Consider the following 17,378-nt stretch of genomic DNA (forward strand, 5'->3'; position numbering starts at 1 on the left):
ATCAGGGTGAGGATAACTTCGGGCAGGGATAACTTTTTTGGCCACGCGGGTTGACGGAATCCCGATGGGCTAATAGAGGCGCGGACCTGCCCAGCGGCGCAAGCCCGGCGGCCCCTTCGTCTAGCGGTCAGGACGCGGCCCTTTCACGGCTGAAACACGGGTTCGATTCCCGTAGGGGTCACCATTATTGCACCGGTCGGACGGCCCCTTCGTCTAGCGGTCAGGACGCGGCCCTTTCACGGCTGAAACACGGGTTCGATTCCCGTAGGGGTCACCATTATTGCACCGGTCGGACGGCCCCTTCGTCTAGCGGTCAGGACGCGGCCCTTTCACGGCTGAAACACGGGTTCGATTCCCGTAGGGGTCACCATCGGCATCTTCCTCGCGAAGATCCGAAAAAAACAGTATAGTGCCTTGATGACAAGGCCCCTTCGTCTAGCGGTCAGGACGCGGCCCTTTCACGGCTGAAACACGGGTTCGATTCCCGTAGGGGTCACCATCACTATCCGGCGCCTTTCGCGCTTCGGGATCAGGCCCCTTCGTCTAGCGGTCAGGACGCGGCCCTCTCACGGCTGAAACACGGGTTCGATTCCCGTAGGGGTCACCACCGGGCGCGCCTTTCCCTTCCCCAACCATCATGATCCAGCCGGGAATTTTCCGGCAAGGCCGAGTTGCGCCCACGACAAGCGCGATGGCTTTCCCGACACCCCTGAGGTGCCGGGAAAGGAAAAAAAGCTGAACGGGATCAGGCCGAAGCCATATCGAGCGAAGCCATGTCGATCACGAAGCGATAGCGCACGTCCGACTTTTCCATGCGCTCGAACGCATGGTTGATCTCGTCCATGCGGATCATCTCGACATCGGGCAGGACATTCTTTTCCGCGCAGAAATCGAGCATTTCCTGCGTTTCGCGAATGCCGCCGATCGGCGAACCGGCAATCCGGCGGCGCCCGAGGACGAGCGGCACGGTCGAGGGTTCGGCCACCGGCCCGATCTGGCCGACAATGACCAGCGTACCGTCGACATCGAGCAGCGGCATGTAGGGATTGAGGTCGTGCTTGACCGGCACCGTGTCGATGATCAGGTCGAAGCTGTTGGCCGCCCCAGCCATGGCCTGCTCGTCGCTCGACACCAGCAGGCCATCGGCGCCCAGCGCCCGCGCGTCATCGGCCTTGTCGGCGGTGCGGCTCAGCACGGTGACCTTCGCGCCCATCGCGGCGGCGAGCTTGACCGCCATGTGGCCAAGGCCGCCAAGCCCGATCACGCCCACCCGGCTGCCGGGGCCGACATTCCACGTGCGCAGCGGCGAATATGTCGTGATCCCGGCGCAGAGCAGCGGCGCCGCCTGGGCCAGATCGAGCCCCTCGGGCATGCGCAGGGCAAAATCCTCGCGCACCACGAGGTGCTTGGCATAGCCGCCCAGCGTGTAGTCGTTGGTGAAGCGGTCGAAGCCGCCATACGTGCCGGTGTTGCCCTCGCGGCACAGCTGTTCCTCGCCCTTGTCGCACTGGTCGCAATGCTTGCAGCTGTCGACCATGCAGCCCACGGCCACATGATCGCCGACCTTGTAGCGGGTAACATCGGAGCCCACTTGCGTCACCCGGCCCACGATCTCGTGGCCCGGAACCGCCGGGAAGATCGTCCAGCCCCAGTCGTTGCGCGACCAGTGGAGGTCGGAGTGGCAGACGCCGCAATAGAGGATTTCCATCGCGATGTCGTTCGTGCGCAAGTCGCGGCGCTCGAAATGAAACGGGGCCAGCGGCGAGGTAGGCGTCTGCGCGGCATATCCCACGGTCTTGATCATGATGTTGGTCCAATTCTTCCGGAAAATGCGAATGTCCGCAGCAGGAAGCGGCCCTCCGGCCCGAGCGCGCGCCATCCGCCGCACACCTCCGGCAGACCCATCGCATCGCTCATCCTACTGCAAGGCACTGAATATATGCAGCGACCCTGCGCTCGATTAGCGCGGCGGTTCGGCATGGACTTATGACATGAATCGATAGGTCCGGCCCGAAAGCCGACGTGCCGGAAGGCGGCCTGCACGTTCAGACATTCCGTCCATGATTTCGATCAATTTTCGGCATGATCGAAACTCATAAGCCTATGCCACGTTGACGACCTAATAGGATGGAATGATCGTCCCTATCCTGAAACAGCAGAGCGTCCTTCGCTTCGTTGCGTGGCTGTGAAAATGTCGCGTCAGGTGCAATCCCGCGCGGTTGCCGTTCCGAGGCGAATTTTCAAAAGGAAGGAATTTCCAATGCCCTTCGCAACCACCAACCCCTACACCGGCGAAGTTCTCAAGACCTTCCCTACCGCCACCGACGACGAGATCCGGCAGGCCATCGGCCAGGCCCACGAGGCTTTTCTGGGCTGGAAGGAAACCCCCTTCGCCCAGCGTTCTGCCGTGATGCAGGCCGCCGCCGACATCCTGCGCCGCGACATCGAGACTTATGCCCCCCTGCTGACCCTCGAAATGGGCAAGCTGCTGGGCGAAGCCCGCGCCGAAGTCGAGCTGTCGGCTGCGATCTTCGAATATTACGCGAAGAACGCCGAAGCCCAGCTGGCGCCCGAGAAGCTGCCCGTGGCCGATCCGGCCGAAGGGGAAGCCGTACTGGTCTGCGATCCGCTGGGCGTGCTGCTCGCGGTCGAGCCGTGGAACTTCCCCTATTACCAGATCGCCCGGATCATCGCGCCCCAGCTTTCGGCGGGCAACACCATCCTGCTCAAGCACGCCTCCAACGTGCCCCAGTGCGCGGCGATCTTCGAAAAGCTGATGCATGAAGCCGGCCTGCCCGAAGGCGCCTTCATCAACCTCTATGCCGCGCACGATCAGGTTGAGATGATCCTCGACGATCCGCGCGTCCATGGCGTGGCGCTGACCGGCTCGGAAGCGGCGGGTGCGCAAGTGGCCGCGCTGGCCGGCAAGGCGCTCAAGAAGTCGACGATGGAACTGGGCGGCGCCGATGCCTTCGTCGTGCTGGCCGATGCCGACCTTGAAAAGACCGTCAACTGGGCGGTGTTCGGGCGCCACTGGAACGCAGGGCAGGTCTGCGTCTCGTCCAAGCGCATGATCGTGGCCGACGAAATCTACGACGACTTCCTCGAAAGCTACACCAAGGGCGTGGCCGCCCTGCGCATGGGCGATCCGATGGACCCGGCCACCACGCTGGCGCCGCTCTCCTCGCAGAAAGCCGCCGACGACGTGCGCGCGATGATCGAGAAGGCCGTCGCCCATGGCGCCAAGGCCACCCCGGTCGGCCCGGAAATCCCCAATCAGGGTGCCTTCGTCCAGCCCACCATCCTGACCGACATCGGCGAGGACAACCCCGCGCGTTACTGGGAGTTCTTCGGCCCGGTCTCGATGCTGTTCCGCGCCAAGGACGAGGACGACGCCGTGCGCATCGCCAATGACTCGCCCTTCGGTCTGGGCGGCTCGGTCTTCACCTCCGACACCGCCAATGGCGCCAAGGTTGCCCGCCGGATCTCGACCGGTATGGTCTTCGTCAACCACCCGACGATGGTCAAGGCCGACCTGCCCTTCGGCGGCGTGCGCCGCTCGGGCTATGGCCGCGAACTGCTGGGCCTTGGCATCAAGGAATTCGTGAACCACAAGCTGATCGACGTGGTCGATATCGACGCCCCGTTCTGATCAGGCCCGTTCTGATCAGGCTGCGGCCTGATTTCGGACCAAAAAAAGGGGCCCGCAGGTATCTGCCTGCGGGCCCCTTTTTCTGTTGCCGGAAAGGGATGCGGCGGAGCCGCAAGACGCCTTCCCCGCCCGCCAGACCCGTTGGCGAAACTCTCAGTGCAGTTGCGTGGACTGTATGGTGGCAGGGATGCCCGCAATGCCTTCGGGCGGGACCGGGCCATCGATTTCCTTGCGCATGAGGTCGAGCACCATCGAGAGATGCGCTGCGGCCAGCGAGGCCCCCTGCCGGTCGAGAACCGCCAGCGATCCTTCGAGCATGCCGACCACATCGGCCAGCGCGGCCCTGTTGGACACCGGGCTGCTGGACACCGGCCTGTTAGACGCGGGATTGTCCGACACTGGATTGTCAGACGCCGGATTGCGGTCCCGCCCGATATCAGGGCCCATATCCGGGCCAATCTCGGTCCCGAGGCGATCCAAGGGTTTCACGTATACGTCCTCCCGCGGCATGCATGCCGGCGATAGTGAGCAGACCTTGCGGTCGGCCCCGTGCCGGCAAGAGCCGGATCCGCGAGCCGAGCCCCAGAGCGGGCTCAAAAACAGGGCGGGCCTCCCTGAACAGGGGTAGCCTCGACCAGATGGTGCCCCGGACGGGCCCCCGACCAGCGGCGACCTTGTCCGACAAAAGCCACCTTGCCCTGACAGGCAAACGGCCCTGATGCACCTTGTGCGACCTGCCGGATCGCCAACCTCATGGGTTAGGACAGGACAGCGTGCCACCAGCGGCAAACCACCATGTCATCTGGAATCATGAAGCGAAATGTCCGGCTTGACTGACTGTTTAAAGGGCATGTCTGGACAGCACCACGCGATTCCCTACAATTTTGGCGGTATCGTCTGCCCGGACAAAGCCCTACCCTTCTGCCGGAAGGCCCGGTCATCCAGACAAGCCCGGTATTCGGGCTCTTGTTTGCGACGCGCTATCATTCACGGCCTCGCCCAGGTGCCACCGAAACGGAAGCAATTGCGATGATCCCTCCCTGTGACACCCCCATGAAGCGACCCTGTCCCGCGATCGTACCCCGCTCTCCCCGGACGAAATGTGACAGTGGGGCCCAGCCCTTGCCCGATGGTTCCCGCCTCGCCTAACAGGCCCGCCACGATGCCGCCCGCCTCCGTTCATGAAAGGTGCCCGTCCATGACCTGCTCCTTTCATGAACCGAAATGGCCCTCGGGCCATTTCGTTGCGCATCGCTTCCCATGCCCGGAGTTGACGGACACCCCATGAAAGGTCTCGCCCTGCCCTGGTCGAGCGCGGCCGTCGCGCTTGCCGCTGCCATCGCCATGCCCTTTGCCGGGGCCAGCCTGTGGCTCTCGTTTGCCGTGCTGGTGGCCTGGCTGGCCTCGCTCTGGCTGGCTCGCCCCGAACCCGAGATCGCCCAGACCCGTCCCGAGGAAGGGAGCGTCTCGCGTCAGGCCATGGTCGCGCTGGTCGAGCCCTTCAGCGTGCCCGTGCTGATGCTCGACAACCAGCGCATTGCCTCGGCCAATGCCGCCGCGCGCGAGGCGCTGGGGCCCCACATCGTCGGGCAGGACGCCCGCGTGGCGCTGCGCCACCCCCAGGCGATCACCCTGCTCGACAAGCCGGAGGGAACCGCGCTGGTGCGCGGGCTGACCGGCGCGCGCAGCATCTGGCAGGTCAGCCGCGTGCCCATCGACGAGCGGTTCTCGCTGATCGAACTGGTCAACCGCACCGCCGAAGCCGATATCAGCCGCGCGCACACCGATTTCGTCGCCAATGCCAGCCACGAGTTGCGCACGCCGCTGTCCTCGATCATCGGTTATGTCGAAACCCTCGCCGATCCGGAGGCAAAGGTTCCCCCGGCGATGGCCGCCAAGTTCCACACGACCGTCCTGCGCGAGGCGCGGCGCCTCCAGACGCTGGTCGAGGACCTGATGTCGCTCTCGCGCATCGAGGCCGAAAAGCACGAGTTCCCGCGCGAGAAGATCGATCTGGGGCAGATGGCCCAGACCATCGGGGGCGAAGTGGGCTTCACCGTGGGCGAGGAGCGCATCCTGGTCGAGACGGAACCCGCCCTCGTGCAGCCCACCCTCGTGCAGGGAGACCGCCAGCAGCTCGACCAGTTGATCCGCAACCTGATCGACAATGCCCTCAAGTATGGCGATCCGGTCGCCCCGGTGACCGTGCGGCTCCACACCGAAGGCCGCGATGCAGTGCTCGAAGTGATCGACCGGGGCGAAGGCATCCACCCCGATCACCTGCCCTACCTGACCCGCCGGTTCTACCGCTCCGATCCGGGCCGCAGCCGCGCGGCCGGGGGCACCGGGCTGGGGCTGGCAATCGTCAAGCACATCGTCGAGCGCCATCGCGGCAAGCTCGATATTTCAAGCACATTGGGCCATGGCAGCACGGTCACCGTACGCCTGCCGCTGGTCACCGCGCCAGCGCCCTGAACCACCGGTTTCCCGCGTTTCCGATTTTTGTCACAATTGCTGCGCCGATTGTCATAAACATGTCACGAGCCTGTCGCATTGGCGCGGCACCCAAGGGACACATTCAGGGCCGCGGGGAATGGAAGGTTTTGCCATGGTCACGTTTCGCACTCTCGCCATCACCACTGCCGCGCTGGGCGCGCTGAGCCTCGCCGGTTGCGGCGGCGCCGAAGACGCCAGCCGCGACCAGGTGCGCGCGGTCGGCTCCTCGACGGTCTATCCGTTCGCCAAGGCCGTCGCCGAGCAACTCGCCAAGAGCGACGCCAGCCTCAAGTCGCCGATCATCGAATCGACCGGCACGGGTGCGGGCATGAAGCTGTTCTGCGCCGGCGTCGGTCCGCAGCACCCCGACATCGCGGACGCCTCGCGCCGCATGAAGAAGTCGGAATTCGACGAATGCGTGGCCAATGGCGTCAAGGACATCGCCGAAATCCAGGTCGGCCTCGACGGCGTGGCCTTTGCCGAATCCAAGGGCGGCGCGTCCCTCGCGCTCACCCCGCAGGACGTCTACAAGGCGCTCGCCAAGGCCCCCTATGGCCAGCCCAACACGGCAAAGACCTGGCACGACGTGAACCCGGCCCTGCCCGCCGACCCGATCCTCGTCTATGGCCCGCCCTCGACCTCGGGCACGCGCGACGCGCTCAAGGAACTGATCCTGGCCAAGGGCTGCGACGAAAACGCCGCGATGAAGGCGCTCAAGGACAGCGACAAGAAGAAGCACGACGACATCTGCACCCAGGTGCGTGAAGACGGCGCCTATGTCGACGCGGGCGAGAACGACAACCTGATCGTCCAGAAGATCGAGGCCAACCCCAAGGCCATCGGCATCTTCGGCTTCTCCTATGTCGAAGAGAACGCCGACCGCATCAGGGGCCTGACCATGAGCGGCGTCACGCCGACCTACCAGACCATCTCCGACTTCTCCTACCCCGGCGCGCGCCCGCTCTACATCTATGTCAAGAAGGCGCACCTCAAGGCCATTCCGGGTCTTCAGGCCTATGTCACGCAGTGGTCAAAGCTGTGGGGCAAGGATGGTGTTCTGGCCAAGCTGGGCATGGTGGTTGCACCCGATGCCGTGCTGGCGCAAAGCACCCAGGCGGTCAGCACGATGCCCTCGCTCGACGGCTCGCAGCTCAAGTAAGTCTACGAAAGGACACGCGGTTCAGCCATGTCGCCGGCCATTCTCCTCCTCCTCGCCCTCGGGCTGGGTCTTGTCGGCTGGCTGGCGGCCCGCTCGCGCGCCTGGGCCTTTCGGGCCCGGGCACCGGGCGGGCGGCTCAATTCGCTGCCCAGCTTCCATGCCTGGTATGTCGCGCTCTGGGTCATGGTGCCCGCGCTCCTTTTCGCGCTGGTGTGGAATGCGGTCAGCCCCGCGCTGGTCACCGCCCATGTGCTGGCCGATCCGGCGGCAGCGGCCCTTCCCACTTTCGGGTTCGAGCGGCAGTCGATGCTCGCGCAGGCCCGCGCAGTGGCGCAGGGGCATGCCTTCGGCGTCTTCGCGCCCGAAGCCGAAGGGCTCGTCGCGCCCTATCGCGTGGCGCTGGCCCGCTATGAATCAATCGGGCTGATCGTCACCATCCTGGTCGCTCTGGCTGGCGGGATCTTTGCCTTCCTGCGCCTCAAGCCCGATTTCAACGCGCGAACCCGTGTCGAGCGCGCGGTCATGGCGCTGCTGCTGATCGCCTCGCTGGTCGCAATCCTGACCACGGCGGGCATCTTCGTGAGCCTCGTGTTCGAAACCGTGCGCTTCTTCGGCATGGTCTCGCCCATCGACTTCCTGTTCGGCACCCACTGGGCGCCCGACCCGATGAGCACCGGCATCCCCGATGGCAAGCAGTTTGGCGCGATCCCCCTGTTCTGGGGCACGATCTACATCGGCGCGATCATCGCCATGCTGGTGGCGATCCCGCTCGGGCTGATGAGCGCGATCTACCTGACGCAATATGCATCGTACACCGTGCGCACGGTGATGAAGCCGCTGCTCGAAATCCTCGCGGGCGTGCCCACGGTCGTCTATGGCTACTTCGCCGCGCTGACCGTGGCCCCGGCCGTGCGCGATTTTGCGCAAGGGATCGGCATCTCGAGCGCCTCGACCGAAAGCGCGGTGGCCGCCGGGCTGGTCATGGGGGTGATGATCATTCCCTTCGTGTCCTCGATGGCCGACGATTCCATTGCCGCCGTTCCCCAGTCGCTGCGCGACGGCAGCCTGGCGATGGGCGCCACCCGCGCCGAAACGATCCGCAAGGTGCTGGTGCCCGCCGCCCTGCCGGGCATCGTGGCCGGCATCATGCTGGCGATCAGCCGCGCCATCGGCGAGACGATGATCGTGGTCATGGCTGCGGGCGCCTCGGCCAACCTCACCGCCAACCCGTTCCAGTCGATGACCACGGTGACGTTCCAGATCGTGGCCATGCTGACGGGCGAAGGCAGCTTCGACCACCCTGCCACCCTTTCGGCCTTCGCGCTGGGCATGGTGCTCTTCCTTGTCACCCTTGCGCTCAACTTCATCGCCCTGCGCGTGGTGAAGCGTTACCGCGAAGCCTACGAGTGAGCCATCCGATGGACATCGTCTCTTCTTCCGAGGCCGTCCGGGCCGAACGCCACGCCCGCATGGCCGCGCGCCTGGCCCGCCGCCACCGGGCCGACCGGGTGTTCCACTGGGCCGGGCTTGGCGCGGTGGCCTTCTCGGCGCTGGTGCTGGCCTTCCTGCTGGTCTCGATGACCTCGAACGGGATTTCCGGCTTCAAGCGCAGCGAACTGCGCTTCGACGTGCCCTTGCAGGGGCAACTCACGGTCGAGCGCGACCGCCTCGCCCAGCCCGATCCGGCCAGCGCCCTCGAACTGGCCGGGCTCCCCGCGCTGGTCGATGCGGCGGCCGAAAAGAACCTGGGTCCGGGCGGCGCGGCGCTGCTCGGCGATGGCGCCTGGCGCAATCTGGCCGCGCGCATCGCGGCTGATCCCACCCTGCTCGACAATGCCAGCGTGGCCGTCTCGCTGCCCGCCAGCGACGATCTGGCCACCGCCCAGCGCGGCGACGGCAAGGACGCGCTTGTGCCCACCGCGCGCCGGCTCGCGGCGCAAGGCAAGCTCGTGCGCGCGTTCGACTGGGGCTTCCTGACCCGCTCGGACGCCACCAGCCCGCAGGCCGTAGGTATCTGGGGGGCGCTCAAGGGCTCGATCATGACCATGCTGATCACCCTCGTGCTGGCCTTCCCGGTCGGCGTGCTGGCCGCGCTCTATCTTGAGGAATATGCGGCCCGCAACCGCTGGACCGACCTCATCGAGATCTCGATCAACAATCTGGCGGCGGTCCCCTCGATCATCTTCGGCCTGCTCGGGCTGGCGGTGTTCCTTGGCCTCTTCCCCAACTATCGCTCGGCGCCGCTGATCGGGGGCATGACCCTCGCGCTCATGACGATGCCGGTCATCGTGATCTCGGGCCGCAACGCGATCAAGGCGGTGCCGCCCTCGATCCGCGACGCGGCGCTGGCCATGGGGGCAAGCCGGGTGCAGGTGGTGTTCCACCATGTCCTTCCGCTCGCCCTGCCCGGCATCCTGACCGGCACGATCATCGGCATGGCCCGCGCCCTGGGCGAGACCGCGCCGCTGCTGATGATCGGCATGCGCGCCTTTGTCGCGAGCCCGCCCAGCGGGATCACCTCGCCCTCCAGCGTGCTGCCGGTGCAGATCTTCCTGTGGTCCGATGAAATCGACCGCGGCTTCATCGAGCGCACGAGCGCGGCGATCGTCGTCCTGCTGGTCTTCCTGCTCCTCATGAACGGCCTTGCCATCTTCCTGCGCAACCGCTTCGAAAAACGGTGGTAACATGAATCCCCCCCTTTCCGAGACACCCATGGCTCCCACCGCAATTGCCCATTCCCTGCCTGACGATGGCCCCGCCAAGATCAGCGCGCGCAATGTCTCGGTCTTCTATGGCGCCAAGCGCGCGATCGACGACGTGTCGATCGACGTGCCCAAGGACTATGTGACCGCGTTCATCGGGCCCTCGGGCTGCGGCAAGTCGACGTTCCTGCGCTCCTTGAACCGCATGAACGACACGATCCCCCATGCCCGTGTGGAAGGGGAAATCCTGCTCGACGGGCAGGACATCTACCGCTCGGGGATGGACGTGGTGCAACTGCGCGCGCGCGTGGGCATGGTCTTCCAGAAGCCCAACCCGTTCCCCAAGTCGATCTACGAGAACATCGCCTATGGCCCGCGCATCCACGGGCTGACGACGAGCAAGAGCGAACTGGACGGCATCATCGAAAGCTCGCTCCAGCGCGCTGGCCTGTGGGACGAAGTCAAGGATCGTCTGGGTGACAGCGGCACCGCGCTCTCGGGCGGGCAGCAGCAGCGCCTGTGCATCGCGCGGGCCATCGCGGTCGATCCCGAAGTGATCCTGATGGACGAGCCCTGCTCGGCGCTCGACCCCATCGCGACCGCGCGCATCGAGGAACTGATCGACGAACTGCACGGGCGCTATGCCATCGTGATCGTCACCCACTCGATGCAACAGGCCGCCCGTGTCTCGCAGCGCACCGCATTCTTCCATATGGGCAAGATCGTGGAATATGGCACGACCTCGGATATCTTCACCAATCCGCGGGAAGAGCGCACCAAGGACTACATCACCGGCCGTTACGGTTAAGGAAAACAGAACGTGGCTGAACATACCGTCAAGGCATTCGACGACGACATCACCCGCCTGCGCGGGCTGGTGGCCGAAATGGGCGGCCTGGCCGAACTTTCCATCACCGAGGCGATGGAGGCCCTGGTCGGCGGCAACGAGGAACTGGCCGCAGGCGTGATCGCCCGCGACAAGCGCATCGACCAGCTCGAAGGCGAGGTCGACCGCCTCGCCATCCGCGTGCTCGCCCTGCGCGCGCCGATGGCCGACGACTTGCGCGAGGTGATCGCCGCGCTCAAGATCGCCGGGGTGATCGAGCGCATCGGCGACTATGCCAAGAACATCGCCAAGCGCGTGGGCCACATCGCCGGGCGCAAGCGGTTCGAGCCGCTCACCCTGCTGCCGGTCATGAACGAGATGGCCAGCGACATGGTCCACGACGTGCTGACCGCCTATGCCGCGCGCGATGCCGACGCTGCTGCCGAGATCGTCGCCCGCGATGCCAAGGTCGATGCCTTCTACGACAGCGTGTTCCGCAACTATGTCTCGTTCATGGTGGAAAACCCCGCCACGATCAGCAGCGTGGCCCAGTTGATGTTCGTGGCGCGCAACATCGAGCGGATCGGCGATCAGGCGACCAATATCGCCGAAATCGTCCACTATGCCGCCACCGGCGCCTACCTGCCCGAGCGCGAGGACGTACTGCCTCCGGCGTGATCGGCGTGTGATCGGTGCGGGGGGCGAAACATTCCGGGCGCTTTCGTCATGGCTGCGTAACAATTGTCGTGTTTTCGCAAGCTTGCTGTCAAAGTTGATCGGAGATAACGCGTGTCTGCTCCCAAGCTGCTTCTCGTCGAGGACGACACGGCCCTGGCCGAACTGGTCGAATACCGCTTTCGCGGCGAAGGCTACGAGGTCCGCTCGACCGACGATGGCGACGAGGCCCTGCTTCTGGCCGCAGAAGACACCCCCGATCTCGTCCTGCTCGACTGGATGATCGGGGGCACCAGCGGGATCGAGGTCTGCCGCCGCCTGCGCCGCCAGAAGGCGACCGCCCATGTACCGATCATCATGCTCACCGCCCGCAGCGACGAGGACGACCGCATTCGCGGCCTCGAAACCGGCGCCGACGACTATGTGACCAAGCCCTTTTCCCCGCGCGAGCTGATCGCCCGCGTGGGCGCGGTCCTGCGCCGCGTACGCCCGGCGCTGGCGGGCGAGACGATCACCGTGGGCGACCTCTCGCTCGACCCGACCGCGCACCGCGTCATCCGGCGCGGCCAGCAGATCAAGATCGGACCGACCGAATTCCGCCTGCTCAAGCATTTCATGGAGCATCCGGGCCGGGTCTTTTCGCGCGGGCAACTGCTCGATGCGGTCTGGGGCAGCGGCAGCGACATCGAGTTGCGCACGGTCGACGTGCACATCCGCCGCCTGCGCCAGGCCATTGCCCTTCCCGGCGCCGCCGACCCGGTGCGCACCGTGCGCTCGGCGGGCTATGCCCTCGAAGGCGTCTGACCCCACATTCAGCGTGTCACGCATTGTTTCATTGCACCGCACCCAAAAGTTTCATTTCTGTTTGAAAAAGTTGCTGGCGCGTCGAAGTACTGGAAAAGAAGCGGTCCCCACCCCATTCTCGGTATCGTAGCCATTGGTCGAACTGGACGGTTCCCGCCAATTGCGCTGCGATGCCGCAAATGAACCAAGGTCAGATCGGGCCTCGCGCCACGATCTCCCTTTCCGGGGTCCACCACAATGCCGCACACGCTCTTTTCCCGTCCGTCCACATCCCGGCCCCGCACTGATGCGCAGTTGCGCTGGAACGATGTGGAATCGCTCCCGGTTCACTCGGCACTCGTCGGCCTTGTCGCGCTCGGGGTTCTGGGCGTGCTCGCCTGGGCGCTGAATCTCGACCTCGACCTGCTCGAAGGGACCGGCCCGATGGGCGTGGCCCCGCTGGTCATCGGCATGGGGGCCTGCGCGGCGCTCGCCCGTGCCTGGATGGTCATGTATCGCGCCGATCACCCGTCCTGAGCGATCCGGCAGCGGCTGGCGCTCCGCGTTCCTCATCCCCAAAGCGGCCTGAGAAAGCCGAAGGAAAGCAGTACCCTCCATGATTGTTGGCAAGACCCCGCGTATCCGCATGACGTTCGTGGCAGCCTGGCACACCTTGCTGGCGCTGCTCGTCTGGGACGTGGCCGTCACCGTTTTCTATTATTTCGCGCCGTTCCCCGGCCCGGCCCTGCCGCTCACCATCTTCGGAACGGGGCTGGCGCTGCTGCTCGGCTTCCGCGTCAACTCGGCCTATCAGCGCTGGTGGGAAGGCCGCATCGTCTGGGGCGCGATGACCAACAATTCGCGCAGCTTTGCCCGCGCGGTGGGCAGCTTCCTGCCCGACACAGAACAGGGCCGCGCGTTGCGCCATGAACTCGTGCGCCGCCATGTCGCCTATGTCCATGTCCTGCGCCACCAGTTGCGCGGGCAACCCCCGCGCGAATCTGCCGAGCGCGTGCTCGAAACCACCGACATTCCCGAACTGGCCTTGCGCAACCCGGCCAATGGCCTGCTCGAAGGCAATGGCCTGCGCCTCGCCAGGGCCCAGCGCGAGGGGATGATCGACACGATCCAGCATTCGCGGATCGAGGCCATCATGGTCGAGATCAGCAATGCCCAGGGCGCCATGGAACGCCTGCGCAACACCCCGCTTCCGGCGCAGTACCGCAGCTTCCCCACGTTCTTCACGCGCCTGTTCTGCGTGCTACTGCCCATCGGCCTCGTCGAATCGCTCGGCCCGGCCACCCCGATGGGCTCGGCGCTCGCGGGTTTCATGTTCCTCGCCGCGCTTCAGATCGGCGACGATCTGGTCAACCCGTTTGCCGACACGATCCACGACGCCCCGCTCAACGCGATGTGCGCCACCATCGAATCCGACCTCAACGAGAGCATCGGCCTCCCCCCCGCCCCGGTGGTGCAGCCGGTCGACGGGGTGCTCTGGTAAGAAAGGTTCAGGCGGCCGGTTTCAGTCGCTGGCGCCCAGCCAGCGGGTCCAGTCGAGATCGGCCGCCGAAACCCAGCCTTCCCTGAAATTGGCATAGAACAGCGCAAAGAGCGCCAAAGACAGGACGGTGGCCCGCAAGGCCACCCGTCCGGGCCGGAAATTCACCGGCGCGCTGGCGACATGGCCGCGCCCGATGTCCTGCCCCGCCTCCTCGGGCGTGCGCAACCCGAAGGGCAGCACCAGAAACCCGCTGAGCACCCAGAACAGCGCATAAATCGCGAGCATCGACGTCCAGCGCATCGGCGCGTCCCTCCCGTTTCAGGAGCGGACGCGCAGCGCGCCCGTCCTCATTTTTCCCGCAGCAGAACCTGCACGACCGGCTTCTTGCCGCACCAGCGCTGCGCTGCCCGTCTTACCGTCAGGCGCACGCATTCGGCAACCGCCACGCGGTCCCGCTTACGGTCGCCCTTGAGGCTCTTGAGCGCCTTGGACACATCCTCGCGCGCTTCCTCAAGGAACGGCTCCATGTCCTCTTCCAGAGGCACACCGACGCACCCGAAATCGACCGCCGAGGCCTGCTTGCCCTCCAGCGTGACCGCCAGCGCCACGCTGATCAGGCCATTGTTGCCCAGCTTGCGGCGCACGGCCATCGCCTCGCCATCGGCGGGCGCGATGATGTCGCCATCGAGCACGAGGCGCCCGTTGCGCTCCTCGCTCAGCTTGACCGGCCCATTGGGCGCCAGTCGCACCAGATCGCCATTCTTCTGCACGATCGTCTTGGGGATACCCTCGGCCTTGCCCAGACGGGCCTGCTCGGCCATGTGGCGGATCTCGCCATGGACGGGCACGAGTATCTCGGGCCGCAGCCATTCATAGAGCGCGACGAGTTCGGGGCGCCCGGGATGGCCCGAAACGTGGATCATCGACTGCTTGTCGGTGATCAGGCGCACGCCCTTCTGGACCAGCGCGTTCTGCACGCGGCCGATGGCCAGTTCGTTGCCCGGAATCTGGCGGGTGGAGAAAACCACCGCATCGCCCGCTTCCAGCTTGATCGGATGCTGGTCGGTGGCGATGCGCGAAAGCGCGGCGCGCGCCTCGCCCTGCCCGCCCGTCGCCAGGATCAGCACTTCGCCGCGCGGCAGGTCCATCGCCGCGTCCATGCTGATGGTGTCGGGGAAATCGAGCAGATAGCCCGAGGCCTGCGCCACCTTGAGAATGCGGTCGAGTGAACGTCCGGCCACACAGACCTGACGATTGGTCGCCTCGGCCACTTCGGCCAAAGTCTGGAGCCGGGCGACGTTGGAGGCGAACGTCGTCACCACCACGCGCCGCCCCTTGAGGTCTGCAATCGTTTCCAAAAGCCCGGCGCGCACGGCGCCTTCCGAGCCCGAAGCCTTGGCATTGAACACGTTGGTCGAATCGCAAACGAGCGCGAGAATGCCCTCGTCGCCCATCGCGGTCAGCTCTTCCTCGGTCGCGGGCGTGCCCACGCGCGGTTCGTCGTCGAGCTTCCAGTCCCCGGTGTGGAAAATCCGGCCATAAGGCGTGTCGATCAGCAGGGCATTGCCTTCTGCAATCGAGTGCGCCAGCGGCACGTAGCGGATGCCGAACGGCCCGAGATCGAACGATCCCTCGTTCTCGATCACGTTGAGTTCGACCTGCCGTTCGATCCCGGCCTCAACCAGCTTCTCGTTGACGAGCCGCGCGGTAAAGGGCGTCGCATAGAGCGGCACGCCCAGTTCCTGCGCGAAATAAGGCACCGCGCCGATGTGATCTTCGTGGGCATGGGTCAGCACCACGCCCAGCAGATCCTTCTTGCGCGCCTCGATGAATTCGAGATCGGCAAAGACGAGTTCGACGCCCGGATACCACGGATCGGCAAAGGTCATGCCCAGGTCGACCATCAACCACTTTCCGTCGCACCCGTAGAGGTTGACGTTCATTCCGATCTCGCCCGAACCACCAAGGGCGAGAAACAGTAATTCCTTTCCGGGCTTCACTCTAATGTCCTGTTCTGGCCCGCCATCCCGGCGCGCTCTGCAAGTAGGGCCATGCCGTCGAGCGTCAGATCCGCGTCGACATGGTCAAAAATCTGTGTGTGCCGATCGAACAGGACAGCGAGCCCCCCCGTGGCGATGACTTTGGCCGGCTCCCCGATTTCGGCGCGCATCCGGGCAATGAGGCCTTCCATCATGGCCACATAACCCCAGAACACGCCGATGTGCATCTGGTCTTCCGTGTTACGCCCTATCACGCTTTCGCCCACACGCGGAACCGAAATGGCAATGCGGGGCAATTTGGCCGCCGCATTGACCAGCGCATCGAGCGAAAGGTTGATTCCCGGCGCGATAATCCCGCCCTTGTAGGTGCCTTGCGGGTCGACCCAGTCGAACGTCGTGGCCGTGCCGAAATCGATGATGATCAGGTGCTCGCCGGGAAGTCCGGCATGGCCGGCGATCACGTTGAGCGCGCGGTCAGCGCCCAGCGAGCGCGGCTCGTCGACATCGGCAAGGAAGCCCCATGCCGCGTCGCCCTGCCCGGCCACCATGGCCTCAAGGCCAAAATACTTGTCGGCCAGAACCTGAAGGTTGTGCAGCGCACGCGGCACCACCGTCGAGATGATGATCCGCCGCACAGCGCTGCGATCAAACCCCTGGATTTCCATGAGCTGGAGCAGCCAGACGGCATATTCGTCGGCCGTGCGGCGCGGATCGGTGGCCACGCGCCAGCGCGCGCGGATGGTCCCGTCCTCGAACAGGGCGAAGACCACATTGGTATTGCCGACATCGACAGCCAGCAGCATCAGTTCTCTCCCAGACGATTCATGTGCTCAGGGCAGGCCATTCCCGCAAGGATCGCCCACCAGATCGACATCGCCCGCGTGAACGGCAAGCATGCGACCATCGGCAAGGCGCAGTTGCGCCACGCCATCGGCATCGATCCCGGCAAAACCACCCATGATGGCCCCATGGGCCTTGTCGTTGACAGAAACAAGCGTGCCCCGCGGCACCGCGCAGGCTTCCCACCGTGCGCGCAAGACCGGCCATTGCCCGGTATGCCAGGCGGCCAGATGCAAGGCCCAGCGTTCGGCCAGAACCTGCGCAAAGACATCGCGCGAAACGGGATGGCCCAGTTCGGCAAGGCTCGTCGTCGCGCGCCCCTCCACCTGTGGGGCCTGGGCCAGATTGACCCCGATCCCCACCACGATGGCCGCGCCGCTGCGTTCGAGCAGCACGCCCGCCAGCTTGGCCGATCCCACCAGCAGGTCGTTGGGCCACTTGAGATAGAGGTGCGCAAGGCCGGGGCACAGTGTCGCCACCGCTTCATGAACGGCAAGCCCCGCCACCAGCGCAAGCGTCTGGGGTGCAGTTTCTCCCGGCGCCAGCAGCGCAAGGGTCGATCCCATGAAATTGCCGGCGCCATCGCTCCAGACACGGCCCGAACGGCCCCGCCCGGCGCTCTGGCGATCGGCAATCAGCCAATACCCCTCAAAAGGGCAATCCCCCCCACCCGCGCGCGCGAGAAGCGCAGCGTTGGTGGAGGGGATTTCGTTGACGACTTCGAACAAGACGAAGTGCTTGTCG

General features: G+C 65.4%; 16 protein-coding genes and 5 tRNA genes. 15 read left to right on the forward strand and 6 right to left on the reverse strand.

Annotated features, from left to right (window positions below; all coding sequences use genetic code 11):
* Positions 1 to 109: 109 nt before the first annotated feature.
* The 5 genes from SBI20_RS05750 (at position 110) to SBI20_RS05770 (ending at position 607) form a co-directional block, all read left to right on the forward strand.
* Positions 110 to 184 (forward strand) — tRNA-Glu (locus tag SBI20_RS05750).
* 18 nt (positions 185 to 202) lie between these two features.
* A tRNA-Glu gene (locus SBI20_RS05755) sits at positions 203 to 277 on the forward strand.
* Between the two features lie 18 nt (positions 278 to 295).
* A tRNA-Glu gene (locus tag SBI20_RS05760) sits at positions 296 to 370 on the forward strand.
* Positions 371 to 424: 54 nt separating this feature from the next.
* A tRNA-Glu gene (locus tag SBI20_RS05765) sits at positions 425 to 499 on the forward strand.
* 33 nt (positions 500 to 532) lie between these two features.
* A tRNA-Glu gene (locus SBI20_RS05770) sits at positions 533 to 607 on the forward strand.
* Between the two features lie 138 nt (positions 608 to 745).
* Here SBI20_RS05770 and SBI20_RS05775 read toward each other — a convergent pair.
* Positions 746 to 1,804 (reverse strand): NAD(P)-dependent alcohol dehydrogenase, encoded by a 1,059-nt coding sequence (locus SBI20_RS05775; RefSeq protein WP_317974155.1) that lies wholly within the window; start codon positions 1,802 to 1,804, stop codon positions 746 to 748.
* Between the two features lie 456 nt (positions 1,805 to 2,260).
* Here SBI20_RS05775 and SBI20_RS05780 point away from each other — a divergent pair, with 456 nt between their 5' ends.
* Positions 2,261 to 3,652 (forward strand): NAD-dependent succinate-semialdehyde dehydrogenase, encoded by a 1,392-nt coding sequence (locus SBI20_RS05780; protein ID WP_317974156.1) that lies wholly within the window; start codon positions 2,261 to 2,263, stop codon positions 3,650 to 3,652.
* 153 nt (positions 3,653 to 3,805) lie between these two features.
* Here SBI20_RS05780 and SBI20_RS05785 read toward each other — a convergent pair whose 3' ends face one another.
* Positions 3,806 to 4,021, reverse strand: a complete 216-nt coding sequence (locus SBI20_RS05785; protein WP_317974157.1) for a hypothetical protein — start codon at positions 4,019 to 4,021, stop codon at positions 3,806 to 3,808.
* Positions 4,022 to 4,936: 915 nt separating this feature from the next.
* Between SBI20_RS05785 and SBI20_RS05790 the strand changes: the two genes are divergently transcribed.
* The 9 genes from SBI20_RS05790 to SBI20_RS05830 all read left to right on the forward strand — a co-directional run bounded on the left by SBI20_RS05790 (position 4,937) and on the right by SBI20_RS05830 (position 13,794).
* Positions 4,937 to 6,127, forward strand: coding sequence for a sensor histidine kinase (locus tag SBI20_RS05790; RefSeq protein ID WP_317974158.1), 1,191 nt, complete (start codon positions 4,937 to 4,939; stop codon positions 6,125 to 6,127).
* Positions 6,128 to 6,260: 133 nt separating this feature from the next.
* Positions 6,261 to 7,307, forward strand: coding sequence for a substrate-binding domain-containing protein (locus SBI20_RS05795; RefSeq protein WP_317974159.1), 1,047 nt, complete (start codon positions 6,261 to 6,263; stop codon positions 7,305 to 7,307).
* Positions 7,308 to 7,334: 27 nt separating this feature from the next.
* Positions 7,335 to 8,717 carry a phosphate ABC transporter permease subunit PstC gene (pstC, locus tag SBI20_RS05800; RefSeq protein WP_317974160.1) on the forward strand — a complete coding sequence of 461 codons (1,383 nt, stop codon included), beginning with the start codon at positions 7,335 to 7,337 and terminating at the stop codon, positions 8,715 to 8,717.
* 8 nt (positions 8,718 to 8,725) lie between these two features.
* Entirely contained in the window at positions 8,726 to 9,991 is a 1,266-nt protein-coding gene (pstA, locus tag SBI20_RS05805) for a phosphate ABC transporter permease PstA (protein ID WP_317976047.1), read from the forward strand.
* A gap of 28 nt (positions 9,992 to 10,019) precedes the next feature.
* The gene (gene pstB / locus SBI20_RS05810; protein ID WP_317974161.1) at positions 10,020 to 10,817 is read left to right on the forward strand and encodes a phosphate ABC transporter ATP-binding protein PstB; all 798 of its coding nucleotides are present in this window, start codon (positions 10,020 to 10,022) and stop codon (positions 10,815 to 10,817) included.
* 12 nt (positions 10,818 to 10,829) lie between these two features.
* Positions 10,830 to 11,513, forward strand: a complete 684-nt coding sequence (phoU, locus tag SBI20_RS05815; protein WP_317974162.1) for a phosphate signaling complex protein PhoU — start codon at positions 10,830 to 10,832, stop codon at positions 11,511 to 11,513.
* Positions 11,514 to 11,624: 111 nt separating this feature from the next.
* Complete coding sequence (phoB, locus tag SBI20_RS05820; protein WP_317974163.1) at positions 11,625 to 12,314, forward strand: phosphate regulon transcriptional regulator PhoB; 690 nt, start codon at positions 11,625 to 11,627, stop codon at positions 12,312 to 12,314.
* A 309-nt stretch (positions 12,315 to 12,623) separates the two neighbouring features.
* Positions 12,624 to 12,830, forward strand: a complete 207-nt coding sequence (locus SBI20_RS05825) for a hypothetical protein (RefSeq protein WP_317974164.1) — start codon at positions 12,624 to 12,626, stop codon at positions 12,828 to 12,830.
* Positions 12,831 to 12,909: 79 nt separating this feature from the next.
* Positions 12,910 to 13,794 carry a bestrophin family protein gene (locus SBI20_RS05830; RefSeq protein WP_317974165.1) on the forward strand — a complete coding sequence of 295 codons (885 nt, stop codon included), beginning with the start codon at positions 12,910 to 12,912 and terminating at the stop codon, positions 13,792 to 13,794.
* Between the two features lie 21 nt (positions 13,795 to 13,815).
* Here SBI20_RS05830 and SBI20_RS05835 read toward each other — a convergent pair whose 3' ends face one another.
* Genes SBI20_RS05835 through SBI20_RS05850 form a run of 4 tightly spaced genes read right to left on the reverse strand, consistent with a single transcriptional unit; the run spans position 13,816 to position 17,362 of the window.
* Positions 13,816 to 14,094, reverse strand: a complete 279-nt coding sequence (locus SBI20_RS05835; RefSeq protein WP_317974166.1) for a DUF1467 family protein — start codon at positions 14,092 to 14,094, stop codon at positions 13,816 to 13,818.
* Between the two features lie 47 nt (positions 14,095 to 14,141).
* A complete protein-coding gene (locus SBI20_RS05840) occupies positions 14,142 to 15,794 on the reverse strand; it encodes a ribonuclease J (protein ID WP_317974167.1) in 1,653 nt (550 codons plus the stop codon).
* The gene (locus tag SBI20_RS05845; protein ID WP_317974168.1) at positions 15,791 to 16,597 is read right to left on the reverse strand and encodes a type III pantothenate kinase; all 807 of its coding nucleotides are present in this window, start codon (positions 16,595 to 16,597) and stop codon (positions 15,791 to 15,793) included. The genes SBI20_RS05840 and SBI20_RS05845 overlap by 4 nt, the downstream gene beginning before the upstream one ends.
* A gap of 27 nt (positions 16,598 to 16,624) precedes the next feature.
* Complete coding sequence (locus tag SBI20_RS05850; protein WP_317974169.1) at positions 16,625 to 17,362, reverse strand: biotin--[acetyl-CoA-carboxylase] ligase; 738 nt, start codon at positions 17,360 to 17,362, stop codon at positions 16,625 to 16,627.
* Positions 17,363 to 17,378: the final 16 nt, after the last annotated feature.

It is taken from the genome of Novosphingobium sp. IK01, assembly GCF_033242265.1.
GTDB lineage: Bacteria > Pseudomonadota > Alphaproteobacteria > Sphingomonadales > Sphingomonadaceae > Novosphingobium > Novosphingobium pituita.

Bases quoted from the DNA above. Each gene is read 5' to 3' on its own strand.
- SBI20_RS05775 (WP_317974155.1), bottom strand. From the start codon at position 1,804: ATGATCAAGACCGTGGGATATGCCGCGCAGACGCCTACCTCGCCGCTG.
- SBI20_RS05780 (WP_317974156.1), top strand. From the start codon at position 2,261: ATGCCCTTCGCAACCACCAACCCCTACACCGGCGAAGTTCTCAAGACC.
- SBI20_RS05790 (WP_317974158.1), top strand. From the start codon at position 4,937: ATGAAAGGTCTCGCCCTGCCCTGGTCGAGCGCGGCCGTCGCGCTTGCC.
- SBI20_RS05795 (WP_317974159.1), top strand. From the start codon at position 6,261: ATGGTCACGTTTCGCACTCTCGCCATCACCACTGCCGCGCTGGGCGCG.
- pstC (WP_317974160.1), top strand. From the start codon at position 7,335: ATGTCGCCGGCCATTCTCCTCCTCCTCGCCCTCGGGCTGGGTCTTGTC.
- pstA (WP_317976047.1), top strand. From the start codon at position 8,726: ATGGACATCGTCTCTTCTTCCGAGGCCGTCCGGGCCGAACGCCACGCC.
- pstB (WP_317974161.1), top strand. From the start codon at position 10,020: ATGGCTCCCACCGCAATTGCCCATTCCCTGCCTGACGATGGCCCCGCC.
- SBI20_RS05830 (WP_317974165.1), top strand. From the start codon at position 12,910: ATGATTGTTGGCAAGACCCCGCGTATCCGCATGACGTTCGTGGCAGCC.
- SBI20_RS05835 (WP_317974166.1), bottom strand. From the start codon at position 14,094: ATGCGCTGGACGTCGATGCTCGCGATTTATGCGCTGTTCTGGGTGCTC.
- SBI20_RS05845 (WP_317974168.1), bottom strand. From the start codon at position 16,597: ATGCTGCTGGCTGTCGATGTCGGCAATACCAATGTGGTCTTCGCCCTG.